This is a genomic window from Streptomyces sp. NPDC088762 (assembly GCF_044750905.1).
Lineage (GTDB): Bacteria > Actinomycetota > Actinomycetes > Streptomycetales > Streptomycetaceae > Streptomyces.
On record NZ_JBIVKT010000010.1, the window covers coordinates 177,056 to 197,803 of the forward strand.

The following is a 20,748-nucleotide window of genomic DNA, read 5'->3' on the forward strand; positions in this document are numbered from 1 at the left end:
ATCGGAACCCTACCCGGGGTGGGTATCCGATCGATGGACCGACCCCGGTCTGCTTAGGATTAGTCACACTATGTCCCCCCATGGCCTGTCTCCGCGTACCGCGTGGCCCGTCGCGACGCTCCTCGGTCTCGGCGCCGCCGCCTACACCGCGTGGGTGCTCGAAGTGGTCCTCTCCACGGGCCTCAACCCCATCGAGACGTACGTCAGCGAGCTCGCCGCCCAGGACCGGCCGCTCGGCGGCCTGTTCCGGGCCACCGATTTCACCGCCGGGCTGCTCGCCTTCGCCGGCGGCCTGCTGGCCCTGCTCCGGCTGGTGCGGTACGCCGAATCCCGCCGCCCCTGGGCGGTCGCCGGGTGGGCCGGGGTCACCCTCTTCGGCGCGGCCACCGCCGCCGATGCCTGGCTGCCGCTCAGCTGCACGCCCACCGCGGACCCCGAATGCGCCGCCCGGGAGACGGCCGGACTGGTTCCCGCCACCCATCAGGCCCATGCCGTCAGCAGCAGCCTCGCGATGACCGGCGCCCTCGTCGCGCTCGTGGCCCTCACCGTCGCGGCCCGCCGCTACGGCTGGTTCGCCCCGCTCGCCCGCTACGGCCCCGCGCTCGTCGTCCTGGAGCTGCTCGCGACCGTCTGGACCCTGACCGCCATCGCGCTGTTCACGGCCGGGCGCGGGACGTGGGCGTTGGGGGCCGGGCAGCGGCTCCAGGTGCTGCTCGTGGCGCTCTGGCTGGGGCTGCTCGCGTACTCCGTGCACGAGGAGCGCCGTACGTGACCGGGGCCGGTGCCGGGCGCTTCGTCCTGGTGGACGGGGGCGGGGGCGCGGTCCCGCTGCACGTGGTCGTCGAGGGGCGGGGGCCCGTGGTCGTGCTGAGCGCCGGGCTCGCCATGGCCTGGTTCGACTGGGATCCGGTGGTGGCGCCGCTCGTCGCCGCGGGCCGCACCGTCGTCCGCTTCGACCGCCCCGGACACGGCCTCAGCGGCCCGGCCGCCGAACCGCCGACGGCGGCGGGGGAGGCGCGGCGCATCGCCGGACTGCTGGACGCGCTGGGCGCCGGGGGGTCGTCGGCGGGCCCGGAGCGGCCGCTGCCGTCCGGCCCCGTCACCGTCGTCGGGCACTCCATCGCCGGCTTCCACGCCGAGGCCTTCGCCCGCCTCCACCCGGAGCGCACCGCCGCCCTGGTCCTGCTCGACGGCAGTGTCGAGGAGCGCCCCCGTACGGCCGTACCCGCCGCGCTGCGCACCGCCGCCGCCGGTCTCCTCGGCCGGGCCGTGACCGCCGCGGGACTGCCCGCCGCGCTGGGCCCCGCGGCCCGCCGCCGGGCCGTACGGGCCTCGCGCACCGGCGGCGGCGACCCGGCCGCACGGGACCTCGTACGCCGCTGCTACCGCACCGGCCGCGTCTGGCGCGGCGCCCTGCTGGAGAACTCCCGCTACCCGGACATGGCCGCCGAGGTCCTGGCGCTGCGCGCGGCGCACCCGCTGACCGCACCCGCCACCGTCCTCGCGGGCCACGACGGCAGCTCGGGGCGCGGCGCCCTGCGCTGGCTCGCCCGGCAGGCGGAGCTCGCCGACCGGCTCGGCGCCCGCTTCGAGGTCGCCGAGCCCGCCGGGCACCTGGTCATGCTGGACCGCCCGGACCAGGTGGCCCGGGCGGTCCTCACAGCGGGGGAGCCGCGTCGGGGTCAGCGCCTCGCGTAGACCTTCTCGACGAATTCCGCGATCTGCTCCTCCGACAGGTGCTGCGCCAGGTCGGCCTCGCTGATCATGCCCACCAGCTTCTTGTTCCTGATCACCGGCAGGCGCTTGATCTGGTGGCTCTCCATCTCCTGCAGCACCTCGGACACGTCCGCTTCGGCGTCGATCCAGCGCGGGGTGCCCTGGCACATGTCACCGCACGTCATCTTCGCCGGGTCCTGGCCCTTGGCTATGCAGCCCACCACGATGTCGCGGTCCGTGATGATGCCGCACAGCCGTTCGTCGGCGTCGCTGACGGGCAGCGCGCCCACGTTCAGTCGGGCCATCAGCTCGGCGGCCCGGTCCAGCGTCTCGGTGGCGGGGATCCACTGGGCCCCGGCGTGCATGATCTCTGCGGCGGTGGTCATCGCTTAACCTCCTGAACGCGCCGTTCGCGCCGGACGCGGACGCGCCCGGCTCGGCGCCCGCCGCGACGGTGCCGTTCGGCCCGCCGTGCGGCCCCGCACGGCGAAACACACGCCCGTACGGGTGAGAGGGCGCCTCCCACCACCGTACGGGCGTGTCCCGTCACCCGCGCGGCGCAGCTCCGCGCTGCTTCAGCATGTCCGCCATCAGGGTGAGCTCCGAGCGCTGCGCGTCGACCATGCCCTGCGCCAGCTCCCGCTCGACCGGGGTCCCGCACAGCCGGGCGCAGCCCTCGGCCATCGCGACGCCGCCCTGGTGGTGGTCGGTCATCAGCTGGAGGTAGAGCACCTCCGCGTCCCGGCCGGAGGCGGCGCCCAGCTGCGCCAGCTCCTCCTTGCCGGCCATGCCGGGCATGAGCGCGCCGGGCTTCGCGCCGGGGTCGGCGTGCTCCGGGTGACCGGTGGGCCCGGAGTGACCGGCGTGCCCGGAGTGGCCCGCGTGCTCCCCCTCGCTGCCCATCCACGACATCGGCGGCTCACCGGCCACCACCTTGGGCAGCCCCCACAGGTCCAGCCAGCCGAGCAGCATGCCCCGCTGGTTGGCCTGCGTGTTGGCGATGTCGTAGGCGAGGCTGCGGACCGCCTCGTCCTGCGTGCGGTCGCGGACGATGAAGGACATCTCCACCGCCTGCTGGTGGTGCACCGCCATGTCGCGGGCGAAGCCCGCGTCCGCCGAGTGGAGACCGGGCGTACGGGGCTCCGTACCGGAATCCCCGCTCGCGGCGGCGACCGTGGCGGCCGCCGCGAACAGCAGCGCCAGCAGGACGGCCGTACCCGCGACCCAGTACGTGCGGGGCGTACGGCTCACTTGGCGCCCAGCCCGTTGGCGCCCAGTCCGTTGGTGCAGGCCGCGCCCGGCTCCGGGGTCTGCGGGCCCTGCACGTACTTGGTGAAGAACTGCGCCACGCGGGGGTCGTCCGCCTTCTCCACCGTCAGCTGCTTGCCCCAGGCGCTGAGCATGATCGCGCCGGCCTGCTCCTTGACCGGACTCATCAGCGAGTACGGGGTCTTGCCCACCGTGGCGGCGAGCTTGTCCACGTCGTCCTTGGGGGCCTTCTCGTTGTAGGTCACCCAGACCGCGCCGTGCTCCAGCGAGTGCACGGCGTTCACCTCCGGCACCGGGCTCGCGTAGACGTCGCCGTTGCAGTTCATCCAGCGGGGGTGGTGGTCGCCGCCGACCGGCGGGTTCATCTCGTACGTCACCGGGGTCTCGACGTGGGTGCGGCCCAGCTTCTTCGCGTCCCACTCCCGCACGCCGTCGACGGGGGTGTTGCGGGCCTTCTCGATGGCGGCGAGCTTGCGCTGCTCGGTCTGCTTCTGGTCGATCAGCACCCACGCGCCGAAGCCGACCAGGCCGACGACGACGGCCGACGAGACCGTGATCGCGATGGCCGTGTTGCGCCGGTCCCGCGCCTTGTCGGCCCGGCGCATCTCGGCTATGCGCTGCTGGCGGGAGTGGTTGTCCGAGGTCCTGCTGGCCATGTGCCCTGGTTCCTTCTGCTGAAAGCCGATGAGGGGGGGTGGTGGAACGGAGACCGGACCCGTCAGGTCCGCAGCACCTGGAGGGCATGCAGGCCGGGGGCGCGCGCGAGCGGCTCCGGCGGCCGGACCCGGCCGGCCCCGCCGGTCGCGGCGGCGGGCAGCGGATCGCCGCCCGCCACGGTCACGGGGGGCGGCGGCACGGGCAGGACGCCCGGAATGGAGTGCGCGAGGGAGGAGCAGCCGGGCAGGTCGTACGGGGACACGCAGACGGCGTGCGCCGGCTCGCGGACCTGCGAGGCCGTCGGGGGCGGGGCGTGCGGCTCACCGGGCCGCGCGCACAGCAGGAGCAACCCGGCGAGCAGCCCGAAGGCCGTCAGCAGGACGGCGCGCAGCAGTCCGGGACGTACACGACGCCCCCGCTGTGTGTCCTCCCGGCCCCCCATGGGCGCAGATGGTAATGCTCATGACGGCTCCGCGGTCAGTGCGGGGGTGCCGCGACCTTTGGCGGGTGCGTAATGTGGCGGAAACCACCACTGGCGATACTGGGCCGGCCCGACTGTGTCCGAACCCCCCGGGGGCGGTGGTGCACAGGCCGTCTGAACTGCGAGGATGAAGGCATGGACAAGCAGCAGGAATTCGTCCTCCGGACGCTTGAGGAGCGCGACATCCGCTTCGTGCGCCTGTGGTTCACCGACGTACTGGGCTTCCTCAAGTCCGTCGCGGTCGCCCCCGCGGAGCTGGAGCAGGCCTTCGACGAGGGCATCGGCTTCGACGGCTCCGCGATCGAGGGCTTCGCGCGGGTCTACGAGTCCGACATGATCGCCAAGCCGGACCCGAGCACCTTCCAGATACTGCCGTGGCGCGCCGAGGCCCCCGGGACCGCCCGGATGTTCTGCGACATCCTGATGCCGGACGGCTCCCCGTCCTTCGCGGACCCGCGCTACGTCCTCAAGCGCATCCTGGCCAAGACCTCCGACCTGGGCTTCACCTTCTACACCCACCCGGAGATCGAGTTCTTCCTGCTGAAGGACAAGCCGCTGGACGGCACCCGCCCGGTCCCGGCGGACAACTCCGGCTATTTCGACCACACTCCGCAGAACGTGGGCATGGACTTCCGCCGCCAGGCGATCACGATGCTCGAATCGATGGGCATCTCGGTCGAGTTCAGCCACCACGAGGGCGCCCCCGGCCAGCAGGAGATCGACCTCCGCTACGCCGACGCGCTCTCCACGGCCGACAACATCATGACCTTCCGCCTGGTGATGAAGCAGGTCGCCCTGGAACAGGGCGTCCAGGCCACCTTCATGCCGAAGCCCTTCTCCGAGTACCCCGGCTCGGGCATGCACACCCACCTCTCCCTCTTCGAGGGCGACCGCAACGCCTTCTACGAGTCGGGCGCCGAGTACCAACTCTCCAAGGTCGGCCGCTCCTTCATCGCGGGCCTCCTCAAGCACGCCGCCGAAACCGCCGCGGTCACCAACCAGTGGGTCAACTCCTACAAGCGCATCTGGGGCGGCTCCTCCCGCAGCGCCGGCGCGGGCGGCGAGGCCCCCTCGTACATCTGCTGGGGCCACAACAACCGCTCGGCCCTGATCCGCGTCCCGATGTACAAGCCGGGCAAGACGGGCTCCTCCCGCGTCGAGGTCCGCTCGATCGACTCGGGCGCCAACCCCTACCTGACGTACGCCGTCCTCCTGGCGGCGGGCCTCAAGGGCATCGAGGAGGGCTACGAACTCCCGGCCGGCGCCGACGACGACGTCTGGGCCCTCTCCGACGCCGAACGCCGGGCGATGGGCATCGAACCCCTCCCGCAGAACCTCGGCGAGGCCATCGCCCTGATGGAACGCAGCGAACTGGTGGCCGAAACCCTCGGCGAACACGTCTTCGACTTCTTCCTGCGCAACAAGAAGCAGGAGTGGGAGGAATACCGCTCGGAGGTCACGGCCTTCGAACTCCGCAAGAACCTCCCGGTGCTGTAACCGCAGGTCAGGCGGCCTTTCGGGTCAGAACCACACTCAGGGCCAGCGGCACTCAGCCGCTGGCCCTGAGTCGTCTCATTCGCCCTGGGCCGTCTGTGGGCCGTCCGCCGCAGAATCAACCCCGCGCCATGCTCATGCCATCGGTGTCATAATCGGACGTTGTGTGGACAACGCTTGCGCCGCTCATCGGCGTCCTGCTCGGCGGGTTGATGTCGATGCTGGCCCAGCGCTCGGCAGGACGCGCCTTGGAACGCGGCGAGGAGCGCCGCAGTGTTCGTGAACTTGCCGAGGCGCGCCGCAACGAGCGTCTCACTCACCTCATCGAATTTCTGTCTGCGGTGCAGGAAGCTGAACGAGTCGCGGTGGATCGGTATCACCACAACCTGACTGACGAGCAGTGGCAGGACCGGGCAAGGCAGGTCCTTGACAGGGTGTGGGTGATGCAGAAGACGATCCACGTGCTGTGCACGTCTGAGGTCAGCGAAGCGGCACATAGCCTCGCGTGGGCAGTACAGGACGTGATCAGGAAGGGCCCCGAAGACCCGGGAGAGCCACAGGATGAGAAGGTCTGGGCGCACATCCGTCCGAGCCGACAGGCATTCCTTGATCTCGTGCGCGAGCAGCTGAGTTGAAACCCCGGGGAGGGATTCGGCAGTGCCGTGAGCGGCCCGGATGTCCGCCGCTCCTCGACCGGATTCTCCGATGCTCAGCGAAGCCCGCCCCTAGCGGTTGCCGTGCCCCGAGTCTTCATGCCCGGGGTAGGCGGTGAAACGTGGACCAGGGCGCCGAGTCCTGCCCGCGGGACTTGTCGCAGCCGGTGCTGTAGTCGGCAGGCAGGCCCGTTCCGGACGGGGATCCCGGGGTCGGCGGCGTCACGTCGTCGGCCCCCCGGGCCGTCAGGGGGTGGGCCGGGGTGTCACGTGGCCGACGGGCGGGGTTGTTCCGGGGGGACCGAGCTCTCCGCCAGTGCCATCCAGTTGTCGAGGTCGGCCTGCGTGAACTCCTGCCACGGCGGGATGCCGGGGAGCTGGTGGAGGAGGTCGAACGCCTCCGCGGTCCGGGGGCCGCGCAGCACCGGGCAGTGGCAGCCGGCGATGACCTCGGCGCCGAGCCGCTGGATGTCGTCCACCACCGCCCCGAACTTCTTGCCGTCCAGCAGCGCGGACCAGGGCGAGACCAGGCGGCCGCCGAAGAACTGACCGTCCCGGAATTCGTCGTCGGACAGGTCTGCGACGTAGGGCATGGGCGCGGGCACGTTCGTCGCGAACGTGTCCACCGACCACAGGACCTTCGTCTTCGGGTCGAACAGGGACCGGGTCGTCGGGTTGTCGTACAGGGGCGGCCGCTTGGCGACCAGGGTCCGGTCGCCCGCGTCCACGGTGTCGCCGTCGGTCACGAAGCGGCACCGGTTGATGGGCGTCTCCCACTCCTCGGCCATGCGCCCGATGGAGAACCACGTGGTCAGCAGGGTCGCGTTGGGGCACGCGGCGAGCACCGCCAAAAGGTTGCCCGCGTGGTCACGGTCGTCGTGGGTGAGGAAGACCCACCGGACGTCCAGGGGATCCACCACGGACCACGCGGCCTCCAGCCACTGGGCCCGCACCGCCGGCGCCCCGGTGTCCACGAGTACCGGTTCGGCCCCCCGGATCACCATCGAGTTCATCGGGAAATGGCCGACCGGAGGGGCCTCCAGGGCCCAGGGGATGACGAACGTCTCCTCGGCGATCCGGTACGGCTCGAGGAGGGTGAAGGATTCGCTGGTTGTCATCGCCGTTCTCCCTAGGACGGAGTCTGGCCGGCGCGCCCGTGAATCCAGTCCATGCCCCTTGCGGGCCGTCGTCAAATGCGGAACACCAGCGTCAGCGCACCGCGCGGTGCCAGGTGGGGGCCGTCGGGGGGCGGGGGGTCGTGGTGATGTGGAGGGCGGCGTCGAGGCCGAGGACGGCCGTCGTGGTGCCGGAGAGTTCGAGGACGGCTCCGGGGGCGCCCGCGTAGAGCATGCGGGACTCGGACCACGCAGGGGGGCCGCCGAGGGAGGTCGTGCCGACCGTGCCGGTGTCCGCGCGACCGGCGATGACGCGGCCCGCGACGCCGACCGCGCCGTAGCCGGCCCGGCCGCCCGCCTCCGCGACGCTGGAGACCTGCGGCCTGCCCGGGGTGGCCGTGACCAGGGCGGTACGGACGACCCCCGAATCGGGGCGGCGGAAGTACAGGCGGACGCCCGCGCCGTCCGGGGCCGCCGACAGGGGGACCGTGGTGGCGGGCAGCCCCGTGGGCGACGGTCCCAGCAGCGGGCCGCCCGGGGTGGCCTGGGTCCAGGCCAGGACCGAGTCGCTGGTGGTGGCGTAGACGTGGCGGCGGCCGGCGGAATCCACCGCCGTCACCGGATCGCCCTGGAGGTCGTCGCCGCCCAGCTGCTGCCAGGAGGAGAAGCCGCCGTGCGGCTGCTGGGCGCAGGCGCGCAGGGTGCGGCGGGCGTCGCGGAGGTAGACGGTGAGGCGGCCCTCGGCGTCCACGCCCGCCGAGGGCGCGCTGATCGCCGAGGTGCCCTCCTCGTCGCCCCGCTCGGGTGTGCCGAGCGACTGCCACGGCCCGAAGGGGCCGTCGGGCGCGGACTGGACGGCGTACACGACCTCGCGGCGGTAGTCGGCGGGCCCGGAGCCCAGGACGGTGCGGGTGGCGAGGATCCCGATCCGGCCGTCGGGGAGGCGGGTGGTGGTCGGGCCCGGGTCGATGCCGGTGCCCGGGAGGAGGGCCGGTCCGGCCCAGTCGCCGCCGGGGCTCCGCGTCCAGTACGCGCCCTGCCCGTCCAGCGCGGCGACGGCCCAGAGGCGGCCGGGCGTGCCCTCCGCCAGCCAGGAGGTGTGGTCGGCGCGGCTGTAGCGCAGGGACTGGGCCCAGTTGCGCCCGGTCGGATTGCCCGCGACCTTGCGGTCGCCGCAGCCCGAGGGGGAGCCGCAGTAGTTCTCGTGGTCGTGCCAGGCGTAGGTCCGCAGGTAGCCGGTCTTCGTCTCGGCCGTCTGCGGGTCCAGCGTGTGCGGGAGGTCGCCGTTGTGGTAGCCGAGGTAGTTCTGGACGGAGAAGTGCGGGCGGTTCGTGACGCGTTCCGCGTAGGCGGCGGTGGCGGCCTGTACGAAGCGCGCCCCGTACATGTGGTCCTGGTGGTCGGTGTACCGGCCGGATTCGTACCGGCCCGGAGTCGGGTCCTGCATCCGTATCGTCGTGGGCCGGTACCGCTCCAGAATTCCGGCCATCGCCTGTATCAGCTGGTCCTTGGTGTACGTGTACGTCCGCTTGACCGGGGTGCCGGAGGCCAGCTGGGAGGGCAGCGCGGGTATCCGCCCGTTCCACAGGCCGCGCAGGCTCTCCGGCGCGTCCCCGCCGGTGGAGCGGGCCTCGCGCATCTGCAGCCACACGAGGTTGATCTCCGGCTTGTCGACGAGGACGTCCAGCTCGGCCTGGCCGCCGCCGGTGGTCGGTATGACCGTACGGCGCCACACACCGGTCCGGTCCCCGAGGGCCATCTGCGCGTAGGCGGAACGTATGCCGTTCTGCCGGGCCTCGGCGTAGTGGGCGTGGTCGACGGGCTGCTCGGGGTCCGTGGCGGCGCCGCCCTTGGCCCCGTTGCGGCCGTCGGCTTCGCCGGAGGTGAGGTAGACGGTGGTGACCGGGATTCCGGCCTGCAGCGAGCGGCTGAGGTCGGGGTTCATGAAGAACAGGTCGTCGTCGGGGTGGGCGACGACCTGGACGACCGATCCGGCCGTGGCGCTCGCCGGGAGCGCGGCCGCCGGGGCCTTGTCCTGGGTGGCCCGGGCCGGCGTCTGCTGGCCGGAGGCCACGGCGAACACGCCGGTGGTACCGGCGGCCAGCACGGCTGCGAGCGCCGCGAAGCGGCGGCGGGTCATGGGCATCGGTCACGCCTCGGAGGTCGTTCGGTCGTTCCGGTCGGGAAAACTGCTGAGCAGTCAGAGAGAGGCCGATACCGGCAATTTGGTTCACCCATTTCGCCGATGACTGCCGGTTTCCGGAAAAGGCCGGACGTGATTGCACCCTGTGGAGTTTTTGGTCCGGATATGTGACCTGGATGTGGAGGCTGTTCGTCCGCCCCGTGCGGCTACCGGTTGTCTGGTACGGGGCGTTGGGCGTGGAATGCTTCGTGTGTGGTGCTGTGCACCGTTACGGGGCGGTGTTGCGCGGACCCACCGGCTGCCACGGCGCCAGGTACGCGTCCGGGGCGTCCGCCGAGGAGGTCACGTACAGCCGCGCGTCGAGCCCCAGCACCGCCAGACCGACCATGTTCTTCCCGGTCATCGTCGAGGACGGCGCTCCGACGAACATCAGCGGCGACCGCTCCCAGGGCCGGCCCGATCCGAGTTCCGAGCCCAGTTGGCCGCCCGCCGTGCGGCCGGCCAGTACGTGTCCGCTCGCCGTCACCGCGCCGAAGCCCTGGAGGCCGCCGAGGTCGGTGAGGTGGTTCACCTTCAGCCCGCCGTCGCCCGTGACGAGGGCGGTGCGGACGTTGCCGGAGCCGGGCTTGCGGAACCACAGCCGGACCCCGCCCTCGCGGCCCTCCGCCGTGAGCGGGAGCGTGGTGTCCGGCAGCCCGGTCGCGGTGGCCGGGCCCAGGGGGGCGCCCGGTCTGGGCTGCACCCAGCCCACCACCGTCTTGGAGGTCGAGGAGAAGACCATCCGCCGGCCGGCTCCGTCGGTGGCGGTGGCCGGGGTGCCGTGCAGGTCGGTGCCGCCGTACTTCTCCCACGGACCCCAGCTGCCGTCCGCCTGCTGCACGCGGCCGCGCAGGGTGTCGGAGCCGTCGCGGACGTACGCCGCCGGGCGGCCGGTGCCGTCGACCGAGACGGCGGGCGCGCTGATGTCGGAGGTCCAGTTCTCGTCCGCCGCCTCGGGGGTGCCCAGCGACTGCCACTCGCCGAACTCCTCGGCACCCGGGCGCTGTTGGACCGCGTAGACGACCTCGCGCTTGTAGTCGGCCGGCTTCGCGCCGAAGGAGGTGCGGGTGCCGAAGACGGCGATCCGGCCGTCCGTCAGGGTGACGGTGGACATGCCCTGGTCCATGCCGGTGCCGGGCAGCAGGGTGGGACCGCTCCAGCGGCCGATGAGGCCGGTCCGGTGCCAGACGGCGAGCTGGCCGTCGAGGACCTTGAAGGCCCACAGGCCGTGCTCCTTGTCGGAGGTCAGCCAGGAAGTGCCCGCTCCGCGGGCGTAGTTGATGGACTCAGTCCACCGGTTGCCCGCCGGGTTGCCGGACACCTTGAGGTCGCCGCAGCCGGCGTTGCTGCCGCAGTGGTTCTGCCGGTCGAGCCAGGCGTAGGTGCCCAGGATGTCCAGCTTCTCCCTGGCCTCGTCCGGGTCCAGGGCGCTGGGCAGCGAGCCGTTGACGTAGCCGAGGTAGTTCTGCACCGCGAAGTGGGGGCGGTCCTTGACGTCCTTCGCGTAGGCGGCGGTGGCCAGTTGAACGAAACGGGCGCCGTAGAGGTGGTCCTGGTGGTCGGTGTACCGCCGGGTGTCGGGGAACCGGCCGGGGGTCGGGTCCTGGGAGCGGATGGTGGTCGGCTTGTACTGCTCCAGGACGCCGACCAGGGTCTGGACGACCTGGTCCTTCGTGTACGTGAACCTCTGCTTGACGGGGGTTCCGGAGGCGAGCACCGACTCCAGGCGGGTCGCCTTGCCGTCCCAGAGGCCGTGGAGGCTGTCGGGGGCGGGATCGTGGACGGTGCCGGCCTCGCGCATCTGCAGCCAGACGAGGTTCACCTGCGGCTTGGCCTGGAGGACGTCGACTTCGGCCTGGCCGCCGCCCCTGGTCGGGACGACGGTGCGCTTCCAGGCGCTGCTGCGGTCACCGGTGGCCATCTTGGCGTAGGCGGCGCGTATGCCGTTCTGGCGGGCCTCGGCGTAGCCGGGCTTGTCGGGCTTGGCCGAACCCTGCTTGCCCTCGGCGGCGTTGATGCCGTCGGCTTCGCCGGAGGTGAGGTAGACGGAGGTCACGGGGTGGCCGGCGGCTATGGAATAGCGCAGGTCCGGATTCATGAAGTAGAGGTCGTCGTCCGGGTGGGCGACGATCTGGAGCACGCGTCCGGGGTCGGGCGCGTCGGCCCGGACCGCGGGGGCGGTGGCCTTGGCGTCGGGGGGAGCGGGCGCGGCGAGGCGGTCGAGGGCGTCGTTGCCGCGCAGGACGAGCATGGCGGTGGCGGCGGCCGCGGCACAGAGGGCCACCGCCTTGACGAGCCGCTTCCACGGGCCGTGGGGGCGCGCGGCGCCGCCCGTTCGGCCGTCCCCGGGGGACCCGGACCCCTGTCCTCCCCGTCCTCCCCGTCCTCCCCGTGCCGCTGCGGCCGGGCGCCCGGTGCCGGTGTCGCCCGCGCGGCGGGTGCCGGCGGCGGCCTCCTCGGCGCGCCGAGCGGCCCGCCGGCCCTGCGGGGAACCGGCGGGTGCCGTGCGCTGCGGGCCCCGGCCGGGCCGCACCGCCTCCCCGTCCCCGTCCGGCGGGGTCGCCGAGCGCGGGGCGCGCGCGTCCGGGCCCGGGTATCCGGCACCGGCCGGGGTGGCGGCGGGCGCGTAGGGCTGCCCGGCGCGCCCGGCGGCGTGTACCGACTGAGCGTGCACCGCCGGCTGCCACGGCTGCGGGCCCGGTCCGGGGCCGGTGGCGGCGTGCCCGCCACCGTCGGCCGGGGGCGTCTGGGGGTACGGGGCGGCGGCTCCCGCGGCGACGGGCTGCCACGGCTGCGGGCCGTACGCGGCGCCCGCGGCGGCATGCCGGATGGCGTGGGCAGCGGTGGTCTCCGGGTGTCCCGCTGCCGGCGGGACCTGGTGATGATCCGCGGCGGCGTGCCAGGCACCGAAGGGCGCCGCGCCCTGCGGGTGCCCCGCTGCCGGTGCGGGCTGGTGCGTGGCGGGGCCGGGCCATGCGTGTTCCGCTGCCGGTGAGGCCTGGTGCATCGCGGGGCCGGACCACGCGTGTTCCGGCGCCGCCGCCGGGGTCTGGTGGGTGCTGGATCCGGGCCACGGGAGTCCCGTCGCCGGTGGGGCCTGGTGCGTGGTGGGTCCGTGCCACGGGTGTTCAGCCGCCGGGGCCGGGGGCACCGTGGGCCCGGACCACGCGTGTTCCGCTGCCGGTGGGGCCTCGTGCGTCGCGGGGCCGGACCACGCGTGTTCTGCCGCCGGTGGGGCCTGGTGCGTCGCGGGGCCGGACCACGCGTGTTCTGCCGCCGGTGGGGCCTGGTGCATCGCGGGCCCGGACCAACCGTGTTCCGGGGCCGGGGGCATCGTGGGCCCGGACCATCCGTGCCCCGCCGCCGGGACCGGCGCCGGGGGGCCGGGCCATGCGCTCTGCCCCGCCGTGGGGCGGTCGGGGCGGGAGTCGGGCATGGGGGTCCTTGCGGCCGGTCGGCGGGGTGCGGGCCCCATGGAGCCATAAGTCTTCGGATAATCCGATAAGCCTCCGCATGATACGCGGCGGTGAGTCGAACGCCTGCTCCGGCTAGGCTCACTCCCAGCACGCCAGGGCAGAGGCAGCGACAACCGCGGGAGGCGGCGGGATGACGGTCCCGGGACGCAGGAGCAGCACCTTCATCCGGCTGCTGCGCAGCGGTTTCACCGACCCCTCCGCCGCCGCCGGGCTGCTCGACGCCGACGCGCTGGCCGCCGTACGCGCCGATCCGGTGCTCCTCGACGCCCTCGGGGCGACCGCCGACCCCGACCTCGCCCTGCGCGGACTCGTCCGGCTCGCCGAAGCGCAGCCACCCGACGAACTGCCCGGACTCCTCGCCACCCTCGTCAGCGCCAAGCCCCTGCGCGACCGCCTGCTCGGCGTGCTCGGCGCCTCCGAGGCCCTCGGCGACCACCTCGCCCGCCACCCCCTCGACTGGCAGGCCCTCGTCACCTACGAGGCCGCCGACCTCCACCCCGGCCTCCCCGACTTCGAGCGCGGACTCGCCGACGCCCACGACCCGGTCCAGCTCCGCGTCTCCTACCGCCGCTGCCTGCTGTCCATCGCCGCCCGCGACGTCTGCGGCACCATAGACGTCGCCGAGACCGCCGCCGAACTCGCCGACCTCGCCACCGCCACCCTCCGCGCAGCCCTGCGCATCGCCTCGGCCGCGGCTCCCGCCGACGCGGCCGCCTGCCGCCTCGCCGTCATCGCGATGGGCAAGTGCGGCGGCAACGAGCTGAACTACGTCTCCGACGTCGACGTCATCTTCGTCGGCGAGGCGGCCCCCGGCACCGACGAGGGCAAGGGCATCCAGGCCGCCACCCGCCTCGCCTCCCACCTCATGCGGATCTGCTCCGAGACCACCGTCGAAGGCACCATCTGGCCCGTCGACGCCAACCTCCGCCCCGAGGGCCGCAACGGCCCCCTCGTCCGCACCCTCTCCTCCCACCTCGCCTACTACCAACGCTGGGCCAAGACCTGGGAGTTCCAGGCCCTCCTCAAGGCCCGTGCCGTCGCCGGCGACCCCGAACTCGGCGCCCAGTACATCAACGCCATAAGCCCCCTGGTCTGGCAGGCCGCCGAGCGCGAGAACTTCGTCGCCGACGTCCAGAAGATGCGCCGCCGCGTCGTCGACAACATCCCCGCCGCCCAGGTCGACCGCGAGCTCAAACTCGGCCCCGGCGGCCTGCGCGACGTCGAGTTCGCCGTCCAGCTGCTGCAGCTCGTCCACGGCCGCAGCGACGCCACCCTGCACTCCGGCACCACCCTCGACGCCCTGCACGCCCTCGCCGCCGGCGGCTACGTCGGCCGTGCCGACGCCGCCCAGCTCCACGACGCGTACCGCTTCCTGCGCGCCATGGAGCACCGCATCCAGCTCTACCGGCTGCGCCGCACCCACCTCGTCCCCGAGGACGAGAACGACCTCCGCCGCCTCGGCCGCTCGCTCGGCCTGCGCACCGAACCCGTCGCCGAACTCAACAAGGCCTGGCGCCGGCACGCCTCCGTGGTCCGCCGCCTCCACGAGAAGCTCTTCTACCGCCCGCTGCTCGACGCCGTCGCCCAGCTCGCCCCCGGCGAGACCCGGCTCTCCCCGCGCGCCGCCGGCCAGCGCCTCGAAGCCCTCGGCTACGCCGATCCGGCCGCCGCCCTGCGCCACCTCGAAGCCCTCGCCTCCGGCGTCACCCGCGCCGCAGCCATCCAGCGCACCCTGCTGCCCGTCCTCCTCGGCTGGTTCGCGGACTCCGCCGACCCGGACGCCGGCCTGCTCAACTTCCGCAAGGTCTCCGAATCCCTCGGCAAGACCCCCTGGTACCTGCGGCTGCTCCGCGACGAGGGCGCCGCCGCCGAAAACCTCGCCCGCGTCCTGTCCGCCGGACGCCTCGCCCCCGACCTCCTCATGCGCGCCCCCGAAGCCGTGGCCCTGCTCGGCGACCCCGAAGGCCTGCAGCCCCGTAGCCACGAGGCCCTGGAGCAGGAGGTCCTCGCCGCCGTCGGCCGCGCCGAGAACGCGGAAGCCGCCGTCGCCGCGGCCCGCGGGGTCCGCCGCCGCGAGCTCTTCCGCACCACCGCCGCCGACATCATCGGCTCGTACGGTACGGAGGACAGCCCCGCCGAAGAAGACCAGGGAGCCCTCGTCGACCGGGTCGGCGGAGCCGTCTCCGACCTCGCCGCCGCCACCATAGCCGGAGCCCTGCGCGCCGCCGTCCAGAGCCACTACGGCGACATGCTGCCCACCCGCTTCGCCGTCATCGGCGTCGGCCGCTTCGGCGGCCACGAGCTGGGCTACGGCTCCGACGCCGACGTCCTGTTCGTCCACGAGCCCCGCGAGGGCGTCGACGAACAGGAGGCCGCCAAGGCCGCCCAGACCGTCATCGCCGAGATGCGCCGACTGCTCCAGATCCCCACCGCCGACCCGCCCTTGCTCATCGACGCCGACCTGCGCCCCGAAGGCCGCTCGGGCCCGCTCGTCCGCACCCTGGCCTCCTACGCCGCCTACTACCGGCGCTGGTCCCTGACCTGGGAGAGCCAGGCCCTGCTGCGCGCCGAACAGGTCGCCGGGGACACGGACCTGGGCGGCCGCTTCATCGACCTCATCGACCCGTTGCGCTACCCCATGGAGGGCCTGACCGAGGACGCCGTCCGCGAGATCCGCCGCCTCAAGGCCCGCATGGAGTCCGAACGCCTGCCGCGCGGCGCCGACCCCACCCTCCACACCAAACTCGGCCGCGGCGGCCTCAGTGACGTCGAATGGACCGTCCAGCTCATCCAGATGCGGCACGCCTGGGCCGAACCGGGCCTGCGCACCACCCGCACCCGCCGCGCCCTGTACGCCGCCCACGCGGCCGGGCTCATCCCGACCGAGGAGGCGCAGATCCTGGACGAGGCCTGGGTCCTGGCCACCAGGGTCCGCAACGCCGTGATGCTGGTCCGCGGCCGCGCCGGCGACACCTTCCCCTCCGAGGCCCGCGACCTGGCGGCGGTGGCCCGCTACCTGGGCTACGCCGAGGGCACGGTGGGGGAGATGCTCGACGACTACCGCCGCATCACCCGCCGCGCCCGCGCGGTGGTCGAGGAGCTCTTCTACGGGGCGTAGGCCGCGATCACGCCTGCACGGTGACGAAGGTGCCGCGGGCGGACCCGCCGTCCGGGGTGTGCCAGCCGGCCGTGACGCGAGCGGGCGCGCCCGGGCCCCCGGGGGCTTCCGGGTGCAGGACGCGGGTCACCGTCACGGCGGGTTCGGCGTCCAGGGGCAGGCCGGCCGCCTCGACGGTGACCGTGGGGTCGGGCGTGCCGCTCTCGCTCTGGTTCTGCGGCACCGCCTCGCCCCGCAGCAGCGCGCGGAGCTGTGCCATCAGGACCGGGTCGTGGGTGCCGTCGTACACCCAGCGCCGCCCCAGGACGCCGTGCTCCGACGTGCCGACGAGGGCCTGCTCGGCGCCCTCCAGCGGGGCGCCGCGGTAGGTCAGGGGCACGTGGTAGGTGACCGGGCTGTCGCCGGAGGTGTCGGTGACCACCATGAACTCCATGCCGACCTCGCCCTCGGGGTCGTCGAGCCGGAAGCCGCCCGCCTTCGCCAACTCCGGGGCCCGGCCGGGGAGACCGGCGTACCAGGGCTGCGCCGGCAGCCAGGCCGCCAGGAGCTCCAGCTTGCCGGGGGTCATGGTGGTGCGGTGGATGACGGCCATGCCGGGACAACTCCTGGGCGCGCGTGCGGATAAGGGAAACGGTCGGCTGGGTAGTTTAGAGGGTGCCGGTGGATCAGGGTCGGAACGCACGCCCGCGGAGGCGTAAATGCCCGGCCCGGGGCCCTACTTGCGCGCCTGCGCCGGGAGATCCTCCGGTTCGCCCTCGCCCCGCAGGGCCCGCGCGTGGGCCAGGAAGGCCGCCAGTCCCACCTCGAAGGCCGCGTCCGCGCGGCCCGTGCCCACCGCCGCCAGGGCGCGCGAGAGCAGGGGGGTGTCCGGGGACGGCTCCCACATGGTCTCGGGTGCGGCCAGATCGAGTGCCGAGCCGAGCACCAGGTTCTCCAGCGCCGTCAGCAGGGGCATCACCCGGTCGCCCGCGAAACCCGCCGCCAGCAGCAGCCCGACGGCGCGCTCGTAGTGCGCGAGCACCTTCGGGGCCCGGACCGGTGTGGTCATCAGCAGCGGGATGGCCCGCGGGTAGACGGCGAAGGCGGCCCGGTAGGAGCGCGCCCACTCCTCCAGGGCCCGGTCCCAGGGCTCCAGGGCCCAGGCCCCATCGGTGATCCGGTCGCACACGAGCTCGCGTATCAGCTCCACCACGCCCGCCCGGCCGTCCACGTGGTGGTACACCGACCCGGTCTGCACACCGAGCGCCCGGGCGATCTGCGGCACGCTGAACTCGCCTTGCTCCGCGACCAGTTGCAGGGCGGTCGTGGCGATCCGCTCCCGGTCGAGGAGGGGGGTGCGCGGCCGTGCCATCGGTCTTCTCCCGCCGTCAGGTCTTCCCGTATCCCAAAACCGGAGGCTACATTGCCGCAAACCGAAAGCCTTTAGGTTTTCTTCCCTCCGCAGCCTGCCGTTCGCAGAAGGGTGCCTCCCGTTGCCCCAAACGCCAGCGCCGTCATCCGCATCCGCACCCCCGCCCGCTTCCGCGCCCGCCCTGCGCCGCGCAGCGCTCGGCACCACCGACATCTCCTTCTTCGTCGTCTCCGCCGCCGCCCCCCTCACCGTCATGGCCGGAGTCGCGCCCGTCGCCATCCTCCTCGGCGGCATCGGCGCCCCCGCCGGATACCTCCTCGCCGGCATCACCCTCGCCGTCTTCGCCGTCGGCTTCACCACCATGAGCCGCCACGTCCGCAGCGGCGGCGCCTTCTACGCGTACATCACCCGCGGCCTCGGCAAGCGCGTCGGCATCGGCGCCGCCCTGCTGGCCCTCGTCGGCTACAACGGCATGGAGATCGGCGTCTACGGCCTCCTCGGCACCACCACCGCCGACACCGCCCACGCCCTCGGCGGCCTCGACGTCCCCTGGCTCCCCGTGTCCCTCGCCGGCCTCGCCCTCATCTGGTACGGCGGCTTCCGCTCCATCGACTTCGGCGCCAAGGTGCTCGGCGTCCTCCTCGTCGCCGAGACCGGGATACTCGTCCTCCTCGCCGCCGGCGTCCTGATCAAGGGCGGCGCCCACGGCCTGTCCGCGAGGAGCTTCGCCCCCGGCGCGGTCCTCGTCCCCGGCACCGCCGCCGTCCTGGCCTTCGCCTTCGCCGCCTTCACCGGCTTCGAGTCCACCGTCATCTACCGCCGCGAGGCCCGGGACCCCGACCGGACCATCCCGCGCGCCACCTACATCGCCGTCGGGTTCCTCGGCCTCTTCTACGCCTTCGTCGTCTGGACCGTCATCCAGGCCTTCGGCGCCGAAGAGGTGATCACCGCCGCCACCGAGGACCCCGCCGGCCTGTTCTTCGCCGCGATCACCACCTACGTCGGCCCCTGGGCGGCCGACCTGATGCACGTCTTCATCGTCACCAGCGTCATCGCCTCCCTCCTCGCCTTCCACAACGCGATCAACCGCTACGCCCTCGCCCTCGCCGAGGAGGGCGTCCTGCCCGCCGCCCTCGGCCGCGTCCACCCCCGCCACCGCTCCCCCTACCTCGCCGGAGCCGCGCAGACCGCCCTCGGCGCCGTCGTCGTCCTCTCCTTCGCCCTCGCGGGCGCCGACCCGTACCAGCAGCTCCTGCTGTGGGTGAACACCCCCGGCATGATCGGCCTCATGGCCCTGATGCTGCTCGCCGCCATCGCCGTACCCGTCTACTTCCGGCGCGCCGCCCACGCGGAAGGCCCCTGGCGGACGGTGATCGCGCCCGTCACCGCCGCCGCCCTGCTCGCCGTGGCGATCTTCCTGGTGGTCTCCAAGGTGGACCTCTTCACCATGGCCTCCCCCACCGTCAACACCGTCCTCATCGCCCTCGTCCCCGGCGTCTTCCTCGCCGGCCTCGCCCTCGCCCAGCGGCTGAAGACCCGCCGCCCCGAGGTCTACGCCCGCTTCGCCGCCGAGCCCGCCCCCGCAGACCACGAAGGAGACGTACCGACGTGCCCGCTCCCGACACCGTCCTCACCGGAGCCCGTGTCCGCACCCTCGACCCCGCCCGATCCCAGGCCGGCGCCGTAGCCGTCCGCGACGGCGAGATCGTGGCCGTCGGCGACGACGCCGACGTACGCGACTGGCGCGGCCCCGGCACCGAGCTGGTCGACCTCCGCGGCGCCACCCTCACCCCCGGCCTCACCGACGCCCACAGCCACCCCGTCTGGGGCATCGAGATGGCCCAGGGCACCGACCTCTCCGCCGTCCGCGACCTCGACCAGCTGCGCGCCGCCCTGCGCGCCGCCGAGCGCGGCCCCGGCGGCTGGGTCACCGGCCACGGCCTCGACCACAACGCCTTCGGCGGCCGCCCCGTCCACCGCAACCTGATCGAGGAGGCACTCGCCGGCGCCCCCGCCTTCCTGCGCCTGTACGACGGCCACTCCGCGCTCGTGACCGGCGCGGCCCTGGCCGCCGCCGGCATCACCGGCCCCCGCGCTTTCGCCCAGCGCTCGGACATCGTCTGCGACCCCGACGGCCGGCCCACCGGCCACCTCGTCGAACACGCCGCGATGGCCCTCGTCGGCGCCCTCGTGCCGAAGCCGACGTACGCCCAGCGCCGGGCAAGCCTCGTCGCACTGCTCGACGCCATGGCCGCCACCGGCCTCACCGGCGCCCACGTCATGGACCTCGGCGACGGAGACGTACCCGCCCTCCTCGCCACCGTCGAGTACGAGGGCGACCTGCCGCTGCGGCTGCGCCTGGCCCCCTGGTGCATGCCGGGGGCCACCGCGCAGGACCTGGACGAGCTGATCGGGCTGCAGCGCCTCGGCGGCCGCCACTGGCAGGTCGGCGGCGTGAAGTTCTTCATGGACGGCACCGTCGAGGGCGGCACCGCCTGGCTGGAGCACGCCGACTGCCACGGCCAGGGCACCGACGCCTTCTGGCCCGACCCCGAGGCCTACGCCCGTGCCGTACGGGTCCTCGACGCGGCGGGGGTGCGCACCGCGACCCACGCCATCGGCGACGCGGCCGTCCGCCACGTCCTGGACACGGTGGCGACCCTCGGCGAGCAGGCCCGGATGCGGCACCGGATCGAGCACATCGAGACGGTCCCCGACGACCAGCTGAAGCGGTTCGCCGAACTCGGGGTGATCGCCTCCATGCAGCCGCCGCACACCGCCTACACCCGCGCCGACCACACCGACGAGTGGTCGAAGCGGCTGGGCGGGGAGCGGGCCGGCCGGGCCTGGCGCTGCCGGGACCTGCGGGACGCGGGAGCCGTCCTCGCGCTCGGGTCGGACTGGCCCATCGCCCACTACGACGCCCGCCGGGTGCTGGTCACCGCCCGCAGCCCGCTGGGCGCGGCCTCGGCGGGCCCAGGCCTGACGGGGCTGATGGCGCTGGAGGGGCTGACCTCGCACGCGGCGCTCGCGGCCGGGGAGCAGCGGGTGGCGGGCCGGATCGCGCCCGGCTGCCGGGCGGACCTGACGGCCTTCGGCCTCGACCCGGTCACGGCCCCGCCGGACGAGCTGGCCGAGGCACCGGTCCGCCTCACGATGTCGGGCGGCCGGATCACACACCGGGACGGCGGTCGCTGAAGCGGCTCCCGGCGGCCAAACCCGCTGCCGGCGGCTGA

Annotated in this window: 16 protein-coding genes; 7 read left to right on the forward strand and 9 right to left on the reverse strand. The window is 73.7% G+C overall.

What is annotated here, in order from left to right; genetic code table 11:
• Positions 1–70 precede the first annotated feature (70 nt).
• Together ACIP5M_RS22765 and ACIP5M_RS22770 are read left to right on the forward strand one after the other, a co-directional pair.
• Positions 71–772 carry a DUF998 domain-containing protein gene (locus ACIP5M_RS22765; RefSeq protein WP_401199765.1) on the forward strand — a complete coding sequence of 234 codons (702 nt, stop codon included), beginning with the start codon at positions 71–73 and terminating at the stop codon, positions 770–772.
• Positions 769–1,698, forward strand: a complete 930-nt coding sequence (locus tag ACIP5M_RS22770) for an alpha/beta fold hydrolase (RefSeq protein WP_401199767.1) — start codon at positions 769–771, stop codon at positions 1,696–1,698. Before ACIP5M_RS22765 ends, ACIP5M_RS22770 begins: the two co-directional genes overlap by 4 nt.
• Here ACIP5M_RS22770 and ACIP5M_RS22775 read toward each other — a convergent pair.
• From ACIP5M_RS22775 to ACIP5M_RS22790, 4 genes are all read right to left on the reverse strand, one after another.
• The gene (locus ACIP5M_RS22775; protein ID WP_401199768.1) at positions 1,683–2,102 is read right to left on the reverse strand and encodes a CBS domain-containing protein; all 420 of its coding nucleotides are present in this window, start codon (positions 2,100–2,102) and stop codon (positions 1,683–1,685) included. The genes ACIP5M_RS22770 and ACIP5M_RS22775 overlap by 16 nt on opposite strands.
• Before the next feature lie 160 nt (positions 2,103–2,262).
• Complete coding sequence (locus ACIP5M_RS22780) at positions 2,263–2,967, reverse strand: DUF305 domain-containing protein (RefSeq protein ID WP_401199770.1); 705 nt, start codon at positions 2,965–2,967, stop codon at positions 2,263–2,265.
• Positions 2,964–3,641, reverse strand: a complete 678-nt coding sequence (locus tag ACIP5M_RS22785) for a DUF3105 domain-containing protein (RefSeq protein WP_401199772.1) — start codon at positions 3,639–3,641, stop codon at positions 2,964–2,966. Before ACIP5M_RS22785 ends, ACIP5M_RS22780 begins: the two co-directional genes overlap by 4 nt.
• A gap of 62 nt (positions 3,642–3,703) precedes the next feature.
• Positions 3,704–4,084 carry a hypothetical protein gene (locus ACIP5M_RS22790; protein ID WP_401199774.1) on the reverse strand — a complete coding sequence of 127 codons (381 nt, stop codon included), beginning with the start codon at positions 4,082–4,084 and terminating at the stop codon, positions 3,704–3,706.
• A 174-nt stretch (positions 4,085–4,258) separates the two neighbouring features.
• On the opposite strand from ACIP5M_RS22790, the gene ACIP5M_RS22795 reads away from it, so the two are divergent.
• Together ACIP5M_RS22795 and ACIP5M_RS22800 are read left to right on the forward strand one after the other, a co-directional pair.
• Complete coding sequence (locus ACIP5M_RS22795) at positions 4,259–5,620, forward strand: glutamine synthetase family protein (protein ID WP_189963779.1); 1,362 nt, start codon at positions 4,259–4,261, stop codon at positions 5,618–5,620.
• 161 nt (positions 5,621–5,781) lie between these two features.
• Positions 5,782–6,252: a hypothetical protein gene (locus ACIP5M_RS22800; protein WP_401199775.1), complete on the forward strand. Its 471-nt coding sequence runs from the start codon at positions 5,782–5,784 to the stop codon at positions 6,250–6,252.
• A gap of 284 nt (positions 6,253–6,536) precedes the next feature.
• Here ACIP5M_RS22800 and ACIP5M_RS22805 read toward each other — a convergent pair whose 3' ends face one another.
• The 3 genes from ACIP5M_RS22805 to ACIP5M_RS22815 all read right to left on the reverse strand — a co-directional run bounded on the left by ACIP5M_RS22805 (position 6,537) and on the right by ACIP5M_RS22815 (position 12,574).
• Positions 6,537–7,388, reverse strand: a complete 852-nt coding sequence (locus ACIP5M_RS22805) for an MBL fold metallo-hydrolase (RefSeq protein WP_401199776.1) — start codon at positions 7,386–7,388, stop codon at positions 6,537–6,539.
• A 91-nt stretch (positions 7,389–7,479) separates the two neighbouring features.
• Positions 7,480–9,531 carry a PIG-L family deacetylase gene (locus tag ACIP5M_RS22810; RefSeq protein WP_401199778.1) on the reverse strand — a complete coding sequence of 684 codons (2,052 nt, stop codon included), beginning with the start codon at positions 9,529–9,531 and terminating at the stop codon, positions 7,480–7,482.
• A 265-nt stretch (positions 9,532–9,796) separates the two neighbouring features.
• The gene (locus ACIP5M_RS22815) at positions 9,797–12,574 is read right to left on the reverse strand and encodes a PIG-L family deacetylase (RefSeq protein ID WP_401199780.1); all 2,778 of its coding nucleotides are present in this window, start codon (positions 12,572–12,574) and stop codon (positions 9,797–9,799) included.
• A 599-nt stretch (positions 12,575–13,173) separates the two neighbouring features.
• Between ACIP5M_RS22815 and ACIP5M_RS22820 the strand changes: the two genes are divergently transcribed.
• Complete coding sequence (locus ACIP5M_RS22820; protein WP_401199782.1) at positions 13,174–16,161, forward strand: bifunctional [glutamine synthetase] adenylyltransferase/[glutamine synthetase]-adenylyl-L-tyrosine phosphorylase; 2,988 nt, start codon at positions 13,174–13,176, stop codon at positions 16,159–16,161.
• Between the two features lie 7 nt (positions 16,162–16,168).
• Here the strand turns inward: ACIP5M_RS22820 and ACIP5M_RS22825 are convergent, their stop codons facing one another.
• Both ACIP5M_RS22825 and ACIP5M_RS22830 read right to left on the reverse strand, forming a co-directional pair.
• Positions 16,169–16,753, reverse strand: coding sequence for a 1,4-alpha-glucan branching protein (locus tag ACIP5M_RS22825; RefSeq protein ID WP_401199784.1), 585 nt, complete (start codon positions 16,751–16,753; stop codon positions 16,169–16,171).
• Between the two features lie 123 nt (positions 16,754–16,876).
• The gene (locus tag ACIP5M_RS22830) at positions 16,877–17,512 is read right to left on the reverse strand and encodes a TetR/AcrR family transcriptional regulator (RefSeq protein WP_401199786.1); all 636 of its coding nucleotides are present in this window, start codon (positions 17,510–17,512) and stop codon (positions 16,877–16,879) included.
• A 121-nt stretch (positions 17,513–17,633) separates the two neighbouring features.
• On the opposite strand from ACIP5M_RS22830, the gene ACIP5M_RS22835 reads away from it, so the two are divergent.
• The gene (locus ACIP5M_RS22835) at positions 17,634–19,199 is read left to right on the forward strand and encodes an amino acid permease (protein WP_401199788.1); all 1,566 of its coding nucleotides are present in this window, start codon (positions 17,634–17,636) and stop codon (positions 19,197–19,199) included.
• Positions 19,121–20,710, forward strand: a complete 1,590-nt coding sequence (locus tag ACIP5M_RS22840; protein ID WP_401199790.1) for an amidohydrolase — start codon at positions 19,121–19,123, stop codon at positions 20,708–20,710. Before ACIP5M_RS22835 ends, ACIP5M_RS22840 begins: the two co-directional genes overlap by 79 nt.
• The last annotated feature ends 38 nt before the right edge of the window (positions 20,711–20,748 follow it).

Bases quoted from the DNA above. Each gene is read 5' to 3' on its own strand.
- ACIP5M_RS22765 (WP_401199765.1), top strand. From the start codon at position 71: ATGTCCCCCCATGGCCTGTCTCCGCGTACCGCGTGGCCCGTCGCGACG.
- ACIP5M_RS22775 (WP_401199768.1), bottom strand. From the start codon at position 2,102: ATGACCACCGCCGCAGAGATCATGCACGCCGGGGCCCAGTGGATCCCC.
- ACIP5M_RS22785 (WP_401199772.1), bottom strand. From the start codon at position 3,641: ATGGCCAGCAGGACCTCGGACAACCACTCCCGCCAGCAGCGCATAGCC.
- ACIP5M_RS22790 (WP_401199774.1), bottom strand. From the start codon at position 4,084: ATGGGGGGCCGGGAGGACACACAGCGGGGGCGTCGTGTACGTCCCGGA.
- ACIP5M_RS22795 (WP_189963779.1), top strand. From the start codon at position 4,259: ATGGACAAGCAGCAGGAATTCGTCCTCCGGACGCTTGAGGAGCGCGAC.
- ACIP5M_RS22805 (WP_401199776.1), bottom strand. From the start codon at position 7,388: ATGACAACCAGCGAATCCTTCACCCTCCTCGAGCCGTACCGGATCGCC.
- ACIP5M_RS22810 (WP_401199778.1), bottom strand. From the start codon at position 9,531: ATGCCCATGACCCGCCGCCGCTTCGCGGCGCTCGCAGCCGTGCTGGCC.
- ACIP5M_RS22815 (WP_401199780.1), bottom strand. From the start codon at position 12,574: ATGCACCAGGCCTCACCGGCAGCGGAACACGCATGGCCCGGCCCCGCC.
- ACIP5M_RS22820 (WP_401199782.1), top strand. From the start codon at position 13,174: ATGACGGTCCCGGGACGCAGGAGCAGCACCTTCATCCGGCTGCTGCGC.
- ACIP5M_RS22825 (WP_401199784.1), bottom strand. From the start codon at position 16,753: ATGGCCGTCATCCACCGCACCACCATGACCCCCGGCAAGCTGGAGCTC.
- ACIP5M_RS22830 (WP_401199786.1), bottom strand. From the start codon at position 17,512: ATGGCACGGCCGCGCACCCCCCTCCTCGACCGGGAGCGGATCGCCACG.